Genomic DNA, 14,991 nt, shown 5'->3' with positions numbered 1-14,991 from the left:
GGGCGGAGATCCATGGCCAAGGCGAAGAAGCGGGGGACCGGCCCGCGCGGCGAGCACGACCGGGACGCATTCCTGGACCTCGTCACCCGGGCGGCGGAGGGGCTGGTGCGGCGGGAGGGCCTGCGCGGCCTCGGGATGCGGCGGCTCGCGACCACGATCGGCTACGCGCCGAACTCGATCTACAATGCGGTGGGCGACCTCGACGCGGTGACGATGCGGGTCAACGCCCGCACCCTGGAGCGGCTGCACGCCACGCTCACGGCGGCGGTCGCCCAAGCGGCGCCGCCGCGCGAAAAGGCACTGGCGCTGGCGGACGCCTATCTCGCCTTCGTCGCCGCCGATCCGCAGGTCTGGAGCCTGGTGTACGAGCACCAGGCCGCCCCCGACAGCGCCTTCCCGGACTGGTATGCGGAGGCCCTCGGCCGGGCCACCGACCTCGTCGACGGCGTGCTCCGGCCGATGATCCCCGATCCGGACGAGCGCCGGCAGGCGGTGGCGACCCTGTGGGCGGGCCTGCACGGCCTCGCCTCGCTCTCGACCTCGCGAAAACTCGCGGTGCTGACGCCCGAATCCCCGCGCGATCTCGCCCGCCTGCTTGTCGGCCGCTTCCTCGGCGCGGCCCCCTTGGATTGACGCGCAGTGGCGGAATGCGTTCGGGATGACCCCGGCGCGGCCTGCGTGAATCTCGCGCGGACCGAGATCGGGACCATCGCGGACGGCGTGCGGGTTTTCACGGACGGGGCGATCCGGATGCGGGCCCTGGGGGGGGACACGGCGCCGTCCGAGCGGCACGCCACCGACAAAGAAAAAAGGGCCCGGAACGAGTCCGGACCCTTCGTCGCTTCAGCGGCTGGCGGGAGAGCCCGGAACGGGCTCGTTCATGCCAGGGCCGGAACGGCCGGTCGAGCCCGTGGTCGCGCCCCGCTCCCGGCCCGGCGCGGTGTCGGCGGGCTCGCCGTACTGGGAAGCGTTCCGCGCCCCGTTCTGCTCCAGTTCCTGGGCCGGCGCGTTGTTGGCCGAGCCCGGGCCGCTGCCGGCGGCGAGGGCGGCGCCCCCGAGGGTGAAGGTCGCGATGACGGCGAGGGTGACGGCTTTCATGAATAACTCTCTGCGGCGCGGCGTCGGGGGCAGACAACGTGCGTTCTGCGAAAGGTGTTCCCGGGCCGAATGCTAGGCTGGCCGCGAGTTCCGTGCCGCACGGGCGCATGAAATCGATGCGCGATTCTGGCCTTACAGTTCCATGAAATCGGCGTTACGCGTGCTAGACGCGACGCTCTAGCTGATTCCGTGGCGTGGAGGCCTGCCTCAACCGAGTGCCGCCTCCGCCTGCCGGTAGGCCACCCCGTGTGCGACGTAGCCCTCGACCACCCGGGCCATCATCGCGCGCTTCTCCGCATCGAGCGGGGCGAGGATGCGGGCCGGACGCCCGCCCCAGAGGTGGCCGCCCTCCAGGAGCTGGCCCGGATCGGTGGTGGCACCGGCGGCCAGCAGCACGTCGTCGGCGATCACGGTGCCGGGCGCCACGACGCAGCCGATGCCGATGAGGCCGCGCGCGCCGATGCGGCAATCGGCGAGGCGGACATTGTGCCCGATCGTGGTGTCGCGCCCCAGGACGACGCCCTCGCCCCGGGTGCGGATCACGCTGTTGTCCTGGATGTTGGTGTTGGCGCCGACCACGATGGGGCCGACCTCGGCGTGGAGGTCGCAGGAGAACAGCACGCTGGAGCCGGCCCCGAGGGCGATGCGGCCGCGCAGGCGCGCCGTGCGGGCGACGTAGACGCTGGGGTCCGGCTCCGCCGCGTCGGCGGGCAGCGCGGGGGGCAGGTCGCCGGAGGCCTCGCGCAGGCGCTCGGCCCGCTCGGCGATCTCGGGCGCACCGATCGCCCGCACCGGCTTGGCGGGGCTGCCCGCATAGGCGAAGCCCGCGGCCAGATGCGACCGGGGAAACACCGTGGCGCCCGCCTCGATGAGCACGCCGTCCTCCACGCGCGCCCCGTCGAGCACGATCACGTCGTCCTCGATCACCACGTCCGAGCCGATCGTGCAGGCATGCACCACCGCGTTGCGGCCCACGGTCACCCGGTCGCCCACCAGGGTCGGGTAGGTGTTGGTGGCGATGTGCACGGTGGAGCGGTGGCCGAGCCAAAAGCGCTCGCCGATGACGATGCGGTCGCCGTCGGCGCGGATGACGCTGTGGTCGCCGAGCCAGGCCTGCGCGCCGATGGTTGCGTCGCCGATCACCGTGCTCGCGCGCCCGCACCAGACCGGACGGGCCGAGAAGACGGGCAGGGCGCCGTCATGGGGCAGGATCAGCTCTGGGGTCACGGCGGAAAACGTCCTTACGGAATCCCGGTGGTGTCGCCGGGCGTTCGGGGGCATAGAGCGCCCGTGCCCGTGAGGGCAGGTTCGTCGGGCCTCGTCAAGGGCGTATCGCCCCCGGGGCGGGGGCGGGCGCCGTTCCGAGGGAAGACTCCGAGGGAAGACCATGCCGGACGTCAGCATCCAGAGCGCGCCCTTCGACGCAGGCACCGAGATCGCCCGGTTCACCGAGGAATTCGGCGGCCGGGCCGGGGCCATCGTCACCTTCACGGGCCTGTGCCGCGACGAGGGCGGCCGCCTCACGGGGCTCGAACTGGAGCATTACCCCGGGATGGCCGAGGCCGAGATCGGCCGGGTGGTCGAGACCGCGCGCACCCGCTGGCCGCTCCACGGGGTTCGGGTGATCCACCGCCACGGCCTGGTGGCGCCCGGCGCGGGCATCGTGCTGGTGGTCACCGCCTCGAGTCACCGGATCGCGGCCTTTGAGGCCGCGAGCTTCCTGATGGATTACCTCAAGACGCGGGCCCCGTTCTGGAAGCGCGAGCACCTCGCCGACGGCACCACAGGCGCCTGGGTGGAGGCGACGGAGGCGGACGACCGAGCCGCCGCGCGCTGGGACGGGTCGGCCGGCGCGCCGCCCTAAGCAGGTTTCGGAAAAGTGGTCCCCGGTTTTGCGGCTAAAACCTGCGACATATCGAAGAGCTAAGCAGGGTGAAGCGTTGGCTTGCCAAGGCGAACCTGCTTAGCGCCGCCCGGACACGGAACTCAAGCTGAGCTGGCGACATCCTCCCGGGGGATGGGCCGGGCGTGACGCGGCCGGGCCGACCCGGAGACCCATCCGAAATCCGCGTGCCCAACCCGGCATGCCAGGAGCCCAACCCGTTCATGGCCATTCCCTTCCTCAGCGCGGAGCCCGCCGGCCCGCGCCCGCGCGACTGGTCCCTTGCCGTGTCCGGCATCGCCGTCGTGGCCTTCATCGCCGTCCTGGCGCTGGCCTGGATGGCGGCCTCGACGCTGCTCCTCGTCTTCGCCGGCATCCTGCTCGGCGTGTTCCTCGACGGGCTGACGCGGCTCCTCGGCAAGGTGCTGCCGGCGGGCCGGGGCCTGCGCCTCAGCCTCGTCAGCCTCGTGCTCGCCGGCCTCACCCTCGCCCTCATCGCCTTCGGCGGCGCCACGATCGTGCAGCAGGGCCGGGACCTCGGCCAGACGGTCGCGGCCCAGGCCGGCACCGTGCGGGACCGGCTCAAGGATTACGGCATCGACGTGCCCGAGATCGCCCCCGGCAAGGGTGGCGAGAACAAGGGTGGCGAGAACAAGAGCGAAGAGAACAAGGGTGGCGCCGATGGGGCACCCAAGGGCGATGAATCCGGTGCGTCCAGCCAGAAGCCCGGCGGCCTCGCCGGCCTCGCCTCCGGGGCCATGAAGAGCCCCGGCTCGCTGCTGTCGGATGCCGGCAGCGTGCTCGGGCCGGCGGCCACCGTGGTCATCGGGCTGTTCAGCGCGCTCGGCAACGCCCTCGTCATCGTCTTTCTGGGGCTCTCGGTGGCGGCCGATCCGGGGGCCTATCGCGATGGCCTCGTGCGCTTCGTGCCACCCGCGCACCGGGACCGCGCCACCGCCCTCCTCGACGGCATGGGCGAGACCCTGCGCCACTGGCTGTTCGGGCAGCTCATCACCATGGCGGTAATCTTCGTCTGCACCTGGGCCGGCCTCGCCTTCTTAGGCATCGGCGGCGCCCTCATCCTCGGCCTCCAGGCCGGGCTCCTGGCCTTCATCCCCACCATCGGCCCGCTGATCGCCGGCGTGGTGATCGTGCTCGCCTCGCTGGCCTCCGGCACCACGGCGCTGCTGGGTGCGCTCGGCGTCTACCTCGCGGTGCAGGCCCTGGAGAGCTACGGCCTCACGCCCTTCATCCAGAAGCGGGCCCTCGACATCCCCCCGGCCACGATCTTCGCCGGCCAGCTCGTGCTCGGCGTCATCTTCGGCCTCTGGGGCATCGCGCTGGCGCTGCCCCTCATGGCGGTGGCGAAGGTGATGCTGGCCCAGCTCTACATCGAGGACACCCTGCACGAGGACGCCGAGGCCTGAGGCGCGCGCCTCACGCGTCCATCAGCGGGTGCAGGTCGCGGACCATGCTCTTGAGCCGCTCGTCAAGGACGTGGGTGTAGATCTGCGTCGTCGAGATGTCGGCGTGGCCCAGCAGTTCCTGCACGATGCGCAGGTCCGCGCCGTTCTGCAGGAGGTGGCTCGCGAAGGCGTGGCGCAGCACGTGCGGGCTGACCCGGTCGGCCCGCAGGCCGGCCGCCGCGGCCACGGTCTTCAGGTCCCGGGCGAAGGATTGCCGGGTGAGATGCCCGCTCTCGCTGTCGGCGGGAAACAGCCAGGGCCCGTCGGCGCCGAGATTCGCGAGGTGGTCGCGCATGACACCCCGCGCGACCTCCGTGAGGGGCACCAGCCGCTCGCGCCCGCCCTTGCCCTTGACCACGAGGTAGCGCTCCTTCGTGGAGGCCGCGGCGCGAGGCAGGGCGACGAGCTCGGACACGCGCAGGCCCGTGGCGTAGAGGAGTTCGATGAGGCAGAGCATGCGCGTGCCCCGCGCGTCGCCCGCCGCGGCGTTTCCCGTCGCCCCTTGGCGCGCGACCGTGAGCAGCCGGTCCACCTCCGCCACCGAGAGCACCTTGGGCAGGGCCCGCACCCGGCGCGGGCCGCCGATCGGCGCGCTCGGGTCGTCCTCGGCGAGCCCTTCCGCGTAGAGGAAGCGGTGGAAGCCCCGGATGCAGGAGAGGCGCCGCGCGGCGGAGGCCGCCGAGAGGCCGCGCGTCTCGAGGTCGGCGAGGTAGGCGCGCAAGGGGGCGGCCTCCATCGCGACGGGGTCGTGCCCGCCGCGCGTCAGGGCGGCGAGGTAATCGTCGAGGTCGCGCCGGTAGGCCGCGAGCGTGTTGGCGGCCGCGCCCCGCTCGGCGGCCAGCATGTCGAGGTAGTCGCGGATCAGGGCCTCGTTCGGCGAAACCGGGTCCGGATCGGGCTCGGCCATGGGGCGCGCCGTCCGCGTCACCGGTTCGGCGGCTGCAGTTTCGAGGCCGGGATGGTCACGCTCATCTCGCGCGGGGTCGGCACCACGAAGGTCGCCAGCGCGAACATCCCCGCGAAGGCGAGTCCGCCCAGGATGACGAGGGTGGCGAGGAAACGGAACAGGGTCGGCACTCGGACGAACCTCGATCGTGCGGCGCTGGAGCGTGGAGCGCGCCTCGGGGGCCAGATGGCTTCGGGAGCCAGGTCGGCTGACGGCAAGCTTGGGGTTGCATCACGCGCGGGCACGGATGGCAATGACTTCGCGGCCACAGGCGGCGTGGCATTCCGGTGCGGGCGCCGTCGCGCGCGCTGCCCGGCGCTTCGCCCCCACCGGAAAACGCGCTAAGACCCGCCCGAAGATGTGTAGATGTCCGTGATGACAGAAGTGCCCCCCCAGGGCGACCCGCCGGAGAACGCCTCCGGCGGCGAGCCGATCGAACTGCGCCTGCGCCGTGCCCTCGGTCACCGCTCGATCGTGCTCGTCGGCCTAATGGGCGCGGGCAAGAGCACCGTGGGCAAGCGCCTGGCCACGCGCCTCGGGCTGATGTTCAAGGATGCCGACAACGAGATCGAGACGGCGGCCAAGCTCACGATTCCGGACATCTTCGCGATCTACGGCGAGCCGAGTTTTCGCGATGGCGAGGAGCGGGTCATCGCCCGCCTGATGCGCGAGGGGCCGATGGTGCTCGCCACCGGCGGCGGCGCCTACATGCGCGAGACTACCCGCGCCCGCATCGCCGAGGGCGGCGTCTCGATCTGGCTGAAGGCCGAACTCGACGTCCTGATGCGCCGGGTGCGCAAGCGCGGCGGGCGCCCGCTCCTTCAGACCGAGGACCCGGAGGAGACCCTGCGCCAGCTCATGGCCCAGCGCCACCCCGTCTACGCCCATGCCGACGTGGCGGTGATCTCCCGCGACGTCGCCCACGACCGAGTCGTGCAGGACGTCATGGAAGCCCTCGACGCCTACCTCAGCGGATCATCGCAGCCGAGAATCGCAGCCCAGTGAAGAATCGCAGCCCAGTGACGGATCGTCCCCCATCGACCGACCGCCTCACCGTGGCCGTGCCCCTCGACCAGGGCCGCGCCTACGACATCCTGATCGGGCGCGGCCTCCTCGACGAGGCCGGCCGGCACGTGGCCGCCCTGGGAGCGAAGGCGGCCGTCATCGTCTCCGACACCAACGTGGCGGCCCTCTACGGGGCGCGCCTGCGCGAGAGCCTGGAGGCGGCGGGCCTGCGCTCGGGCCTCGTCACCGTGGCCCCGGGTGAGGCCTCGAAGAGCTACGCCACCTACGCGGAGGTCTGCGACGGGCTCCTCGCCCACAAGGTGGAGCGCAACGACCTCGTGGTGGCGCTCGGCGGCGGCGTCGTCGGCGACCTGGCGGGCTTTGCCGCCGCCACCCTGCGGCGCGGCGTGCGCTTCGTGCAGGCGCCCACGAGCCTCCTCGCCCAGGTCGATTCCTCGGTGGGCGGCAAGACCGGAATCAACTCGGGCCACGGCAAGAACCTCATCGGCGCCTTCCACCAGCCCCGCCTCGTGCTCGCCGACACCGCCACCCTCGACACCCTGTCGGAGCGGGAGATGCGGGCGGGCTACGCCGAGGTGGCCAAGTACGGGCTGATCAACGACGCCGCCTTCTTCGACTGGTGCGAGGCGCACTGGGCCGGCATCTTCGCGGGCGGGCCCGAGCGCGACGAGGCGGTGGCGATCTGCTGCCGGGCCAAGGCCGGCGTGGTGGTGCGCGACGAGCGCGAGGACGGCGAGCGCGCCCTGCTCAACCTCGGGCATACCTTCGCGCACGCCCTGGAGCGGCTGACCGGCTACGAGTCCGCTCGCCTCGTCCACGGCGAGGCGGTGGCGATCGGGCTGGCGCTCGCCTTCCGCTTCTCCGCCCGTCTCGGCCTGTGCCCGGGTCAGGACGCGGGCCGCGTCGCCAACCACCTGGCCCTCGCCGGCCTGCCGACCCGCCTCCAGGCGGTGCCGGGCGGCTGCGGCGACGCCGACGCCCTGGTGGCGGCGATGGCCCAGGACAAGAAGGTCCGGGATGGGGCCCTGACCTTCATCCTGGCCCGCGGCATCGGTCAGAGCTTCATCGCCCCGGGCATCGACGGTGCCGAGGTGCGCGCCTTCCTCGACGACGAACTGAGCGCTTCTTGAGCGGGCGGCCGGCGGACCGGGCCGGATCGGAGCCCCCGTTGAGCGACGAGGCCCAGCGCCTCGAGATCCAGGCCCTGCGCCGCCGGGTGGCCGCCCTGGAGGCCGAGGTCGCGCGGCGGCGCGACCCGCCGGCGGCGCAGCGCGAGGCGGAGCTGCGCCTCGTCACCGACGCGTTGCCGATGCTCGTGGCCTCCATCGATCGGGACTACCGCTACCGCTTCAACAACCGGCACTACGAGACCTGGTTCGGACGCCACGGCGCGGACCTGGTCGGCCTCCACGTGCGCGACGTGCTCGGCCCCGAGGCCTTCGCCGAGCGCCGCCCCTTCCTGGACCGGGCGCTCGCCGGCGAGACCATCGCGGCCGACGGCGCCCTGCCGGATCGCCACGGCAACCCGCGCGCCTGCGCCATCCAGTACATCCCGCGCCGGGACGCGGCGGGGGCGGTGGATGGGATCTTCGTCCTGGCCATCGACGTGGAGGAGCGCCGGGCGGCGGAGGCACGGCGGATCGCGGTGGCCGAGCTCGGCGACCGCCTGCGCGACCTCGACGACACCGCCGCGATCGCCTTCGCGGCCTCCGAGATCCTCGGCACCACCCTCGGCGTCAGCCGGGCCGGCTACGGCACCATCGACCCTGTCGCCGAGACCATCCTGATCGAGCGGGACTGGAACGCCCCCGGCATCCGGAGCCTCGCCGGAACCCTGCAGTTTCGCGATTACGGCTCCTACATCGAGGACCTGAAGCGCGGTGAGACGGTGATCTGCGTCGATGCGGAGGCGGACCCGCGCACCGCCTCCGGCGCCGAGGCCCTGAAGGCGATCAGCGCGCAGGCCTTCGTCAACATGCCGCTCACCGAGCATGGCGGCTTCGTGGCACTCCTCTACCTCAACCACGCCACCGCCCGGACCTGGTCGGCGGAAGAGCTCGCCTTCATGCGCAACGTCGGCGAGCGCGTGCGGGCGGCCACCGAGCGCAGCCGCGCCACCGCCGCCCGGCGGGCCAGCGAAGCGCAGTTCCTCGCCTTCGCGCAGGTGGTGCCCAACCACGTCTGGGCGGCCTCGCCGGCGGGCGCCCTCGATTGGTTCAACGATCAGGTCCACGTCTATAGCGGCGCGGCGGCCGGCGCCCTCGCGGGCGAGGCCTGGGCCGGCCTCGTCCACCCCGAGGACCGCGCGGGCGTGATCCGGACCTGGGGCGAGGCGGTGGCCGGCGGCCATCCCTACGAGGCCGAGTTCCGCATCCGGCGCGGGGACGGGGCCTATCGCTGGTTCCTGGTCCGGGCCGAGCCGATCCGCGCGGCCGACGGCGCCATCCTGCGCTGGGTCGGCACCAACACGGACATCGAGGACCGCAAGGCCGCCGCCGCCGAGCTCGCGCGCCTCAACGCCAGCCTGGAGCGGCAGGTCGTGCACCGGACCCGCGAGCGCGACCGCATCTGGGAGACCACCACCGACCTGATGGGCACCGCCGGCCTCGACGGCTACCTGAAGACCGTCAATCCGGCCTGGGCGCGGACCCTCGGCTGGAGCGAGGCGGAGCTGCTGAGCCGGCCCTTCGCCGTGCTGATCGACCCGGCGGACCATGCTGAGACGGGGGAGGTGGTCCGCCGCCTGGCCGCAGGCGAGACCGTGACCGGCTTCGTCGACCGCGTGTTCGCAAAGGACGGCGGCCAGCGCATCGTCATGTGGACGGCCGCGCCCGACGGCGCGCACTTCACCATCATCGGGCGCGACATTACCGACCAGCGCCGCACCGAGGACGCCCTGCGCCAGGCCCAGAAGATGGAGGCGGTGGGCCAGCTCACCGGCGGCCTCGCCCATGACTTCAACAACCTGCTGACCGGGATCTCGGGCAGCCTCGAACTCCTCCAGACCCGGATGGCGCAGGGGCGCCTGACCGACCTCGACCGCTACGTCAACGCGGCGCAGGGGGCGGCCAAGCGCGCGGCGGCCCTGACGCATCGCCTGCTCGCCTTCTCGCGCCGCCAGACCCTCGACCCGAAGCCCACCAACGTGAACGGCCTCGTCGCCGGCATGGAGGAGCTGGTCCGGCGCACGGTCGGCCCCGCGATCACCATCGAGGTCGTGGGCGCGGCCGGCCTCTGGCCCGCCCTGGTCGACCCGAACCAGCTCGAGAACGCGCTCCTCAACCTCTGCATCAACGCCCGGGACGCTATGCCGGAGGGCGGGCGCATCACCATCGAGACGGCCAACAAGTGGCTCGACATCCGCGCCGCCCGGGAGCGCGACCTCGAGCCGGGCCAGTTCCTCTCCCTGTGCGTCACCGATACCGGCACCGGCATGACGCCGGAGGTGATCGCCCGCGCCTTCGACCCGTTCTTCACCACGAAGCCCATCGGCGAGGGCACCGGCCTCGGCCTGTCGATGATCTACGGCTTCGCGCGCCAGTCGGGCGGCCAGGTCCGGATCTACTCGGAGCTCGGACAGGGCACGACCGTCTGCCTCTACCTGCCGCGCCATTACGGGACGGCGCAGGAGCGGGACGGCGAGGCCGACCTCGCCCACGCGCCCCGGGCCGAGCAGGGCCAGACCGTGCTCATCGTGGACGACGAGCCCACCGTGCGCATGCTGGTGACGGAGGTGCTGGAGGATCTCGGCTACACCGCCATCGAGGCGGCGGACGGGGCGGGCGGCCTCAAGGTGCTCGAATCGGACGTGCGCCTCGATCTCCTCGTCACCGATGTGGGCCTGCCCGGCGACATGAACGGGCGCCAGATGGCCGATGCCGGCCGCGTCGTGCGCCCCGGCCTCAAGGTGCTGTTCATCACCGGCTACGCCGAGAACGCCGTGCTGGGCAACGGCTACCTGGAGCCCGGCATGCAGGTGATGACGAAGCCCTTCGTGATGGAGGCGCTGGCCGCACGGATCCGGGAACTGATCGCCGAGGGGCGGGAGACCTGAACCCTGCGGCGCGCCCCGTGGTAATCAACGGCTTTCCTGGCGAGACAATCCTCCGGCACCGGCGCGCATGGAACCCCATACCGATCTCTGGCTGGCCGCGAGCATCGTGGCGATCTCACTCCTGCTCTCGGCCTTCTTCGCCGGGGCCGAGACCGCCTTCACGGCCGCCTCGCGGGCCCGGATGCTGGCCCTGGAGAATGCCGGCGACGCGCGCGCGCGCCTCGTGAACGCCATCCTGGCGAGCCGCGAGCGCTTCATCGGCGCCATGCTCATCGGCTACAACATCGTGGCGATCGGCGCCTCGGCCTTCACCACGAGCGTGCTCACCACCTTCTTCGGCAAGAGCGGGGTGCTGTACGCCACGGGGGTGATGTCGGTGCTCGTCATCGTCTTCGCCGAGGTGCTGCCCAAGACGCTCGCCATCAACACGCCGGATCGGGCGGCCCTCCTCATGGCCCGGCCGGTGGCGTTCGCGGTGGCCCTGTTCGGGCCGGCCGCCATCGCCATCGAGGCCCTCGTGCGCGCGATGCTGCGCCCCTTCGGCGTCCGGATCGGCGAGCGCCAGACCATCCTCTCGGCCAGCGACGAGATCCGCGGCCAGGTGGCGCTGCTGCACCGGGAGGGCGGCGTCGCCAAGGCCGAGCGCGACATGCTCGGCGGCCTCCTCGACCTCTCCGAGCTGTCGGTCTCGGAGGTGATGGTCCACCGCACCAAGATGCGCACCATCGATGCCGACCTGCCCTCGGAGGAGATCGTGCGCGCGGTGCTGGCCTCGCCCTACACCCGGATGCCGCTCTGGCGGGGCACCTCCGAGAACATCGTCGGCGTGCTGCACGCCAAGGACCTGCTGCGGGCCCTCGACGCCGCCGGGGGCGACGCCTCCGGCCTGAAGGTGGAGGCCCTGGCCCTGGAGACGTGGTTCGTGCCCGACACCACCTCCCTGCGCGACCAGCTCAAGGCCTTCCTCACCAAGAAGACTCACTTCGCCCTCGTGGTCGACGAGTACGGCGAGGTGATGGGCCTCGTGACCCTGGAGGACATCCTGGAGGAGATCGTCGGCGACATCGCCGACGAACACGACGTCACCGTCTCCGGCGTGCGGCCCCAGGGCGACGGCTCGGTGCATGCCGACGGCAGCGTGCCGATCCGCGACCTGAACCGGGCCATGGACTGGGATCTGCCCGACGACGAGGCCACCACCATCGCGGGGCTCGTGATCCACGAGGCCCGGGCCATCCCCGATACCGGCACCGCCTTCAACTTCCACGGGTTCCGCTTCCAGGTGCTGCGCAAGGCCCGCAACCGGATCACCGCCCTGCGCATCACGCCCCTCGACCCCGGCCCGCGCAAACCTGAAACCTGAGATTGAAGTCACGGCAACGTGACCGATGCGGGTGCGATGTCTAGCGAAGCGTAACCGGGCTGGTGTAATCTCGGCCCAAGGGATCGGGATGCCGCCGCGAGACGGTGCGGCGGGCCCCGGATGGCACGGCGGCTGAGGAGGGCGGAACCGGTCGATGCTGCTCGATGCCACCACCCTGCTTCTGGTGACGACGATTCTGACCTTCATGGTCGGGAGCCTGTTCCTGCTGTCCTGGAGCCAGACGCGCCACGTCCACGCCCTGGCGATCTGGGGTGTGGCCCACCTCTCCGGCGCGGCGGGCTCGGCCCTGCTCGGGCTGCGGGGCGTGATCCCGGACTGGATCTCGATCGTCGTCGCCAACGCCGTGATGATCGCCGCCTACGGCCTGATCTGGACCGGCACCCGCGCCTTCAAGGGGCGGGCGCCGCGCTGGGTGCCGATCGCCGTCGCCGTCGCGCTCTGGAGCGGCGGCTGCCTGATCCCGGCCTTCTACGAATCGCTGCCCGCCCGGGTGATCGTGGCCTCGAGCCTGGCCGGCGGATTCTGCTTACTGGCGGCGCGGGAGTTCTGGCGCGGGCGGTCCGAGCCCCTGGTCTCCCGCTATCCCGGCATGGCCCTGCTGCTGCTCTACGCGCTGGCCTACTGGATTCGCGTGCCCCTGGCCGTGCTGGCCCCGCCGCAGACCGGGCCCAACCCTCTGCAGACGCCCTGGCTGACGATCCTGTGCCTCGTCGGCATGCTGTTCACCCTGGCCATCGCCTTCGTGTTCATGTCCCTGACCAAGGAGCGCGCGGAGCACCTCCAGCGCCTCGCCGCCGACACGGACGCGCTCACCGGAATCCTCAGCCGCCGGGCCTTCGTGGCGCGGGCGGAGGCCGCCCTCGCGGCGCGGAGCGCGGCGCGGAGCCCGGCCGTCACCCTGCTGCTGTTCGACCTCGACCATTTCAAGCGCATCAACGATGCCTACGGCCACGCGGTCGGGGACGGCGTCCTCGTCGGGTTCTGCCACACGATGGAGGCTCTGCTGCCGGGAGACGCGCTCTTCGGCCGGATGGGCGGCGAGGAGTTCGCCTGCCTGCTCACGGGCATGACGCCGGATCAGGCCCTGATCCGGGCCGAGTTCCTGCGCGAGGCCGTGGCCCGGATCAGCGTGCCCGAACTGCCCCAGCTCACCGTGAGCGTCAGCATCGGCCTCGCGGCGGCCCAGTCCGCGCCGGCCCGGGCCGGCGGCGCCTCGACCGGCGAGCCGCGGACCGGCCGCCTCGACGGGCTCCTGCGCCGGGCGGACGCGGCGCTCTACGAAGCCAAGCGCAACGGGCGTGGCCGCAGCGAGGTCGCGCCGCCCGCTTGGCGCCGGGCGGCCTGAGAAGGCCCGCTCCGAATCTCCGGAGCGCCGTCGCGGGACCGGCCGCCGAGGGCCGGTCCCGTCATGTCCGCCCTCAAGATGCTGTGCCTCAAGGCGCCTTGGGGGCCGGCGGCGCGGCGGGGGCCGCGGCCGTGCGTTCGATCTTGGCGCTCTCGCGCAGCTTCAGGATCAGGTCCTGCTGCGCCTTGCGGGTGATGTACTGGTCCACCTGCTCCTTCATCTCCGGGAAGGTCGGCACCGGCTTCACGCGCTTCTCCTCGACCTTGATCACGTGCCAGCCGAACTGGGTCTTGACCGGGTCGGAGACCTGGCCGGCATTGAGCTTGAAGGCGGCCTCGGCGAAGGGCGCCACCATGCGCTCCTTGGAGAACCAGCCCAGATCCCCGCCCTCGGTCTTCGAGCCGGGGTCCTTGGAGACCTCGGCCGCGACCTTGGCGAAATCCTCGCCGCCCTTGATCCGCGCGGCGATCTTCTTCGCCTCGTCCTCGTTCTCCACGAGGATGTGGCGGGCATGGACTTCCTCCTCGGGCTTCATCGCCTTGACGGTCTGATCGTAGAGGGCCTTGGCCGCCTCCGGGGTCGCCGCCTTCTTGGCCTCGCGCTCCAGGTATTCGTCGAGGAGGAGCTTGTCCTTGAAGTAGGCGAGCTTGCGCTGGAAGTCCGGCGCATCGGCGATCTTGGCGGCGTCCGCCGCCTGGGCGCCGACCTTGAGGTCGATCATGTAGTCGACGAGCAAGGCCTTCTTCTGCGCGTCGTCGACGCCCGGCAGGGAGAGGGCCGGGTCCTCGGCCGCGATGGCGAGGTCGCCCGCGGTGATGGCCGACCCGTTCACCTTCGCCACCACCGTCTCGGGTGCGACCGGCGCGGCGGCCGGTGCCGCCGGCGTCGCGGCCGGCGCCTGCGCCTGCGCCGAGGCCAGGGGCAGGCCCAGCGCCAGGGCCACGGCGCCCGTGCGCAGGAGGCCCGAGCGCGAGAGGGACTTGATCATCGTCATCGAGGCGTCCTTGGGAGCGCCGCCCGCGTCCCGGCTCTTCCCGGCCGGAGGTGATCGCAAGGGACGGTCGAGAGGGGAGGGCGGCAGGGCGGCCGCGGTTCTGGCCGCGACATCAGGTGGCGTGCGGGCGCCCCGATGGCAAGCGTGGCCGCGCGGCGGCGAGATCGAATTCGCGCGATTGCCGCCGGTTCCCGAGAGGCGCCGTTAAGGCCCCCATGCCTATGCTCGACACCGTGAGGGCTTGAGGGAGACGACGATGCGACGCAACCCGGTCATCGGCGCGACGCTGCTCATCCTGGTGCTCGGCGCGGCACAGGGCGCCGAGGCGCGAGGACGCGCAGCGCGGGGCGGATTCCGCAGCGCCACCATCGGAAGCGCCGCCGTAGTCTCTACGGGCAGCATCGCCGCAGCCCCCACCGTCACTTCCGTGCCCGCCTCCGATCCCACCCTGCGTCCAGTCAAGGCCTTGGCTGCGCCGACTCCGCCCGCCCGCGAAGTCCGCGCCGCCGATTCCTGGTGCGCCAATCGGCGCGTCGTCGGCACCGGCACGGGGTTCTGCCTCATCAACTGAGCGTCCGGGATCGAAACCGGCTCCCACCGCGTTCGTCGAGGCGAATCAGGCTGCCGCTCCTTCGGGCGCGCGGCCGATTCGCCGTGCCGTGTCCGGAGATGAGGTCCCCGTTCCCGCCCCGTTCCGGGGTGACGACGGAGCCGGCTCTTTCGGATGCGCGGTGCCGTGTTTACCTCTATAAGCCCGGCCAACATTCGCCTTCAGACTTATTCGATCGACCGTAGG

At 72.1% G+C, this 14,991-nt stretch carries 14 protein-coding genes; 9 read left to right on the top strand and 5 right to left on the bottom strand.

From position 1 onward, the window contains the following. Positions 1-12 precede the first annotated feature (12 nt). Complete coding sequence (locus MKK58_RS00970; RefSeq protein ID WP_243910345.1) at positions 13-633, top strand: TetR/AcrR family transcriptional regulator; 621 nt, start codon at positions 13-15, stop codon at positions 631-633. A gap of 210 nt (positions 634-843) precedes the next feature. On the opposite strand, the gene MKK58_RS00965 is transcribed toward MKK58_RS00970, so the two are convergent. Together MKK58_RS00965 and MKK58_RS00960 are read right to left on the bottom strand one after the other, a co-directional pair. Further along, the gene (locus MKK58_RS00965; RefSeq protein ID WP_243910344.1) at positions 844-1,098 is read right to left on the bottom strand and encodes a hypothetical protein; all 255 of its coding nucleotides are present in this window, start codon (positions 1,096-1,098) and stop codon (positions 844-846) included. A gap of 207 nt (positions 1,099-1,305) precedes the next feature. Next, a complete protein-coding gene (locus MKK58_RS00960; RefSeq protein WP_243910343.1) occupies positions 1,306-2,325 on the bottom strand; it encodes a gamma carbonic anhydrase family protein in 1,020 nt (339 codons plus the stop codon). 160 nt (positions 2,326-2,485) lie between these two features. Here MKK58_RS00960 and MKK58_RS00955 point away from each other — a divergent pair, with 160 nt between their 5' ends. Next, on the top strand, positions 2,486-2,962 hold the full coding sequence (locus MKK58_RS00955) for a molybdenum cofactor biosynthesis protein MoaE (protein ID WP_243910342.1): 477 nt from the start codon (positions 2,486-2,488) through the stop codon (positions 2,960-2,962). Between the two features lie 242 nt (positions 2,963-3,204). Beyond that, positions 3,205-4,407: an AI-2E family transporter gene (locus MKK58_RS00950; RefSeq protein WP_243910341.1), complete on the top strand. Its 1,203-nt coding sequence runs from the start codon at positions 3,205-3,207 to the stop codon at positions 4,405-4,407. Between the two features lie 10 nt (positions 4,408-4,417). Here the strand turns inward: MKK58_RS00950 and MKK58_RS00945 are convergent, their stop codons facing one another. Together MKK58_RS00945 and MKK58_RS00940 are read right to left on the bottom strand one after the other, a co-directional pair. Beyond that, a complete protein-coding gene (locus tag MKK58_RS00945) occupies positions 4,418-5,353 on the bottom strand; it encodes a site-specific tyrosine recombinase XerD (RefSeq protein WP_243910340.1) in 936 nt (311 codons plus the stop codon). A gap of 17 nt (positions 5,354-5,370) precedes the next feature. Then, positions 5,371-5,523, bottom strand: coding sequence for a histidine kinase (locus MKK58_RS00940; RefSeq protein ID WP_238276208.1), 153 nt, complete (start codon positions 5,521-5,523; stop codon positions 5,371-5,373). A gap of 235 nt (positions 5,524-5,758) precedes the next feature. Between MKK58_RS00940 and MKK58_RS00935 the strand changes: the two genes are divergently transcribed. The 5 genes from MKK58_RS00935 to MKK58_RS00915 all read left to right on the top strand — a co-directional run bounded on the left by MKK58_RS00935 (position 5,759) and on the right by MKK58_RS00915 (position 13,201). Continuing rightward, positions 5,759-6,397 (top strand): shikimate kinase, encoded by a 639-nt coding sequence (locus MKK58_RS00935; RefSeq protein ID WP_243910339.1) that lies wholly within the window; start codon positions 5,759-5,761, stop codon positions 6,395-6,397. Between the two features lie 14 nt (positions 6,398-6,411). Next, a complete protein-coding gene (aroB, locus tag MKK58_RS00930; protein ID WP_243910338.1) occupies positions 6,412-7,548 on the top strand; it encodes a 3-dehydroquinate synthase in 1,137 nt (378 codons plus the stop codon). A 38-nt stretch (positions 7,549-7,586) separates the two neighbouring features. Next, positions 7,587-10,472: a PAS domain-containing protein gene (locus tag MKK58_RS00925; RefSeq protein WP_243910337.1), complete on the top strand. Its 2,886-nt coding sequence runs from the start codon at positions 7,587-7,589 to the stop codon at positions 10,470-10,472. Between the two features lie 67 nt (positions 10,473-10,539). After that, positions 10,540-11,835 carry an HlyC/CorC family transporter gene (locus MKK58_RS00920; RefSeq protein ID WP_243910336.1) on the top strand — a complete coding sequence of 432 codons (1,296 nt, stop codon included), beginning with the start codon at positions 10,540-10,542 and terminating at the stop codon, positions 11,833-11,835. A 154-nt stretch (positions 11,836-11,989) separates the two neighbouring features. Next, positions 11,990-13,201 carry a sensor domain-containing diguanylate cyclase gene (locus MKK58_RS00915; protein ID WP_243910335.1) on the top strand — a complete coding sequence of 404 codons (1,212 nt, stop codon included), beginning with the start codon at positions 11,990-11,992 and terminating at the stop codon, positions 13,199-13,201. An 88-nt stretch (positions 13,202-13,289) separates the two neighbouring features. On the opposite strand, the gene MKK58_RS00910 is transcribed toward MKK58_RS00915, so the two are convergent. Then, positions 13,290-14,195 (bottom strand): peptidylprolyl isomerase, encoded by a 906-nt coding sequence (locus MKK58_RS00910; protein ID WP_243910334.1) that lies wholly within the window; start codon positions 14,193-14,195, stop codon positions 13,290-13,292. 256 nt (positions 14,196-14,451) lie between these two features. Here MKK58_RS00910 and MKK58_RS00905 point away from each other — a divergent pair, with 256 nt between their 5' ends. Further along, positions 14,452-14,766, top strand: a complete 315-nt coding sequence (locus tag MKK58_RS00905) for a hypothetical protein (RefSeq protein WP_243910333.1) — start codon at positions 14,452-14,454, stop codon at positions 14,764-14,766. The last annotated feature ends 225 nt before the right edge of the window (positions 14,767-14,991 follow it).

This window comes from Methylobacterium sp. J-078 (genome assembly GCF_022829285.1).
Taxonomy (GTDB): Bacteria; Pseudomonadota; Alphaproteobacteria; order Rhizobiales; family Beijerinckiaceae; genus Methylobacterium.
The sequence above is the reverse complement of the archived record's forward strand: the minus strand, read 5'-3'. Positions and strand labels throughout refer to the sequence as shown.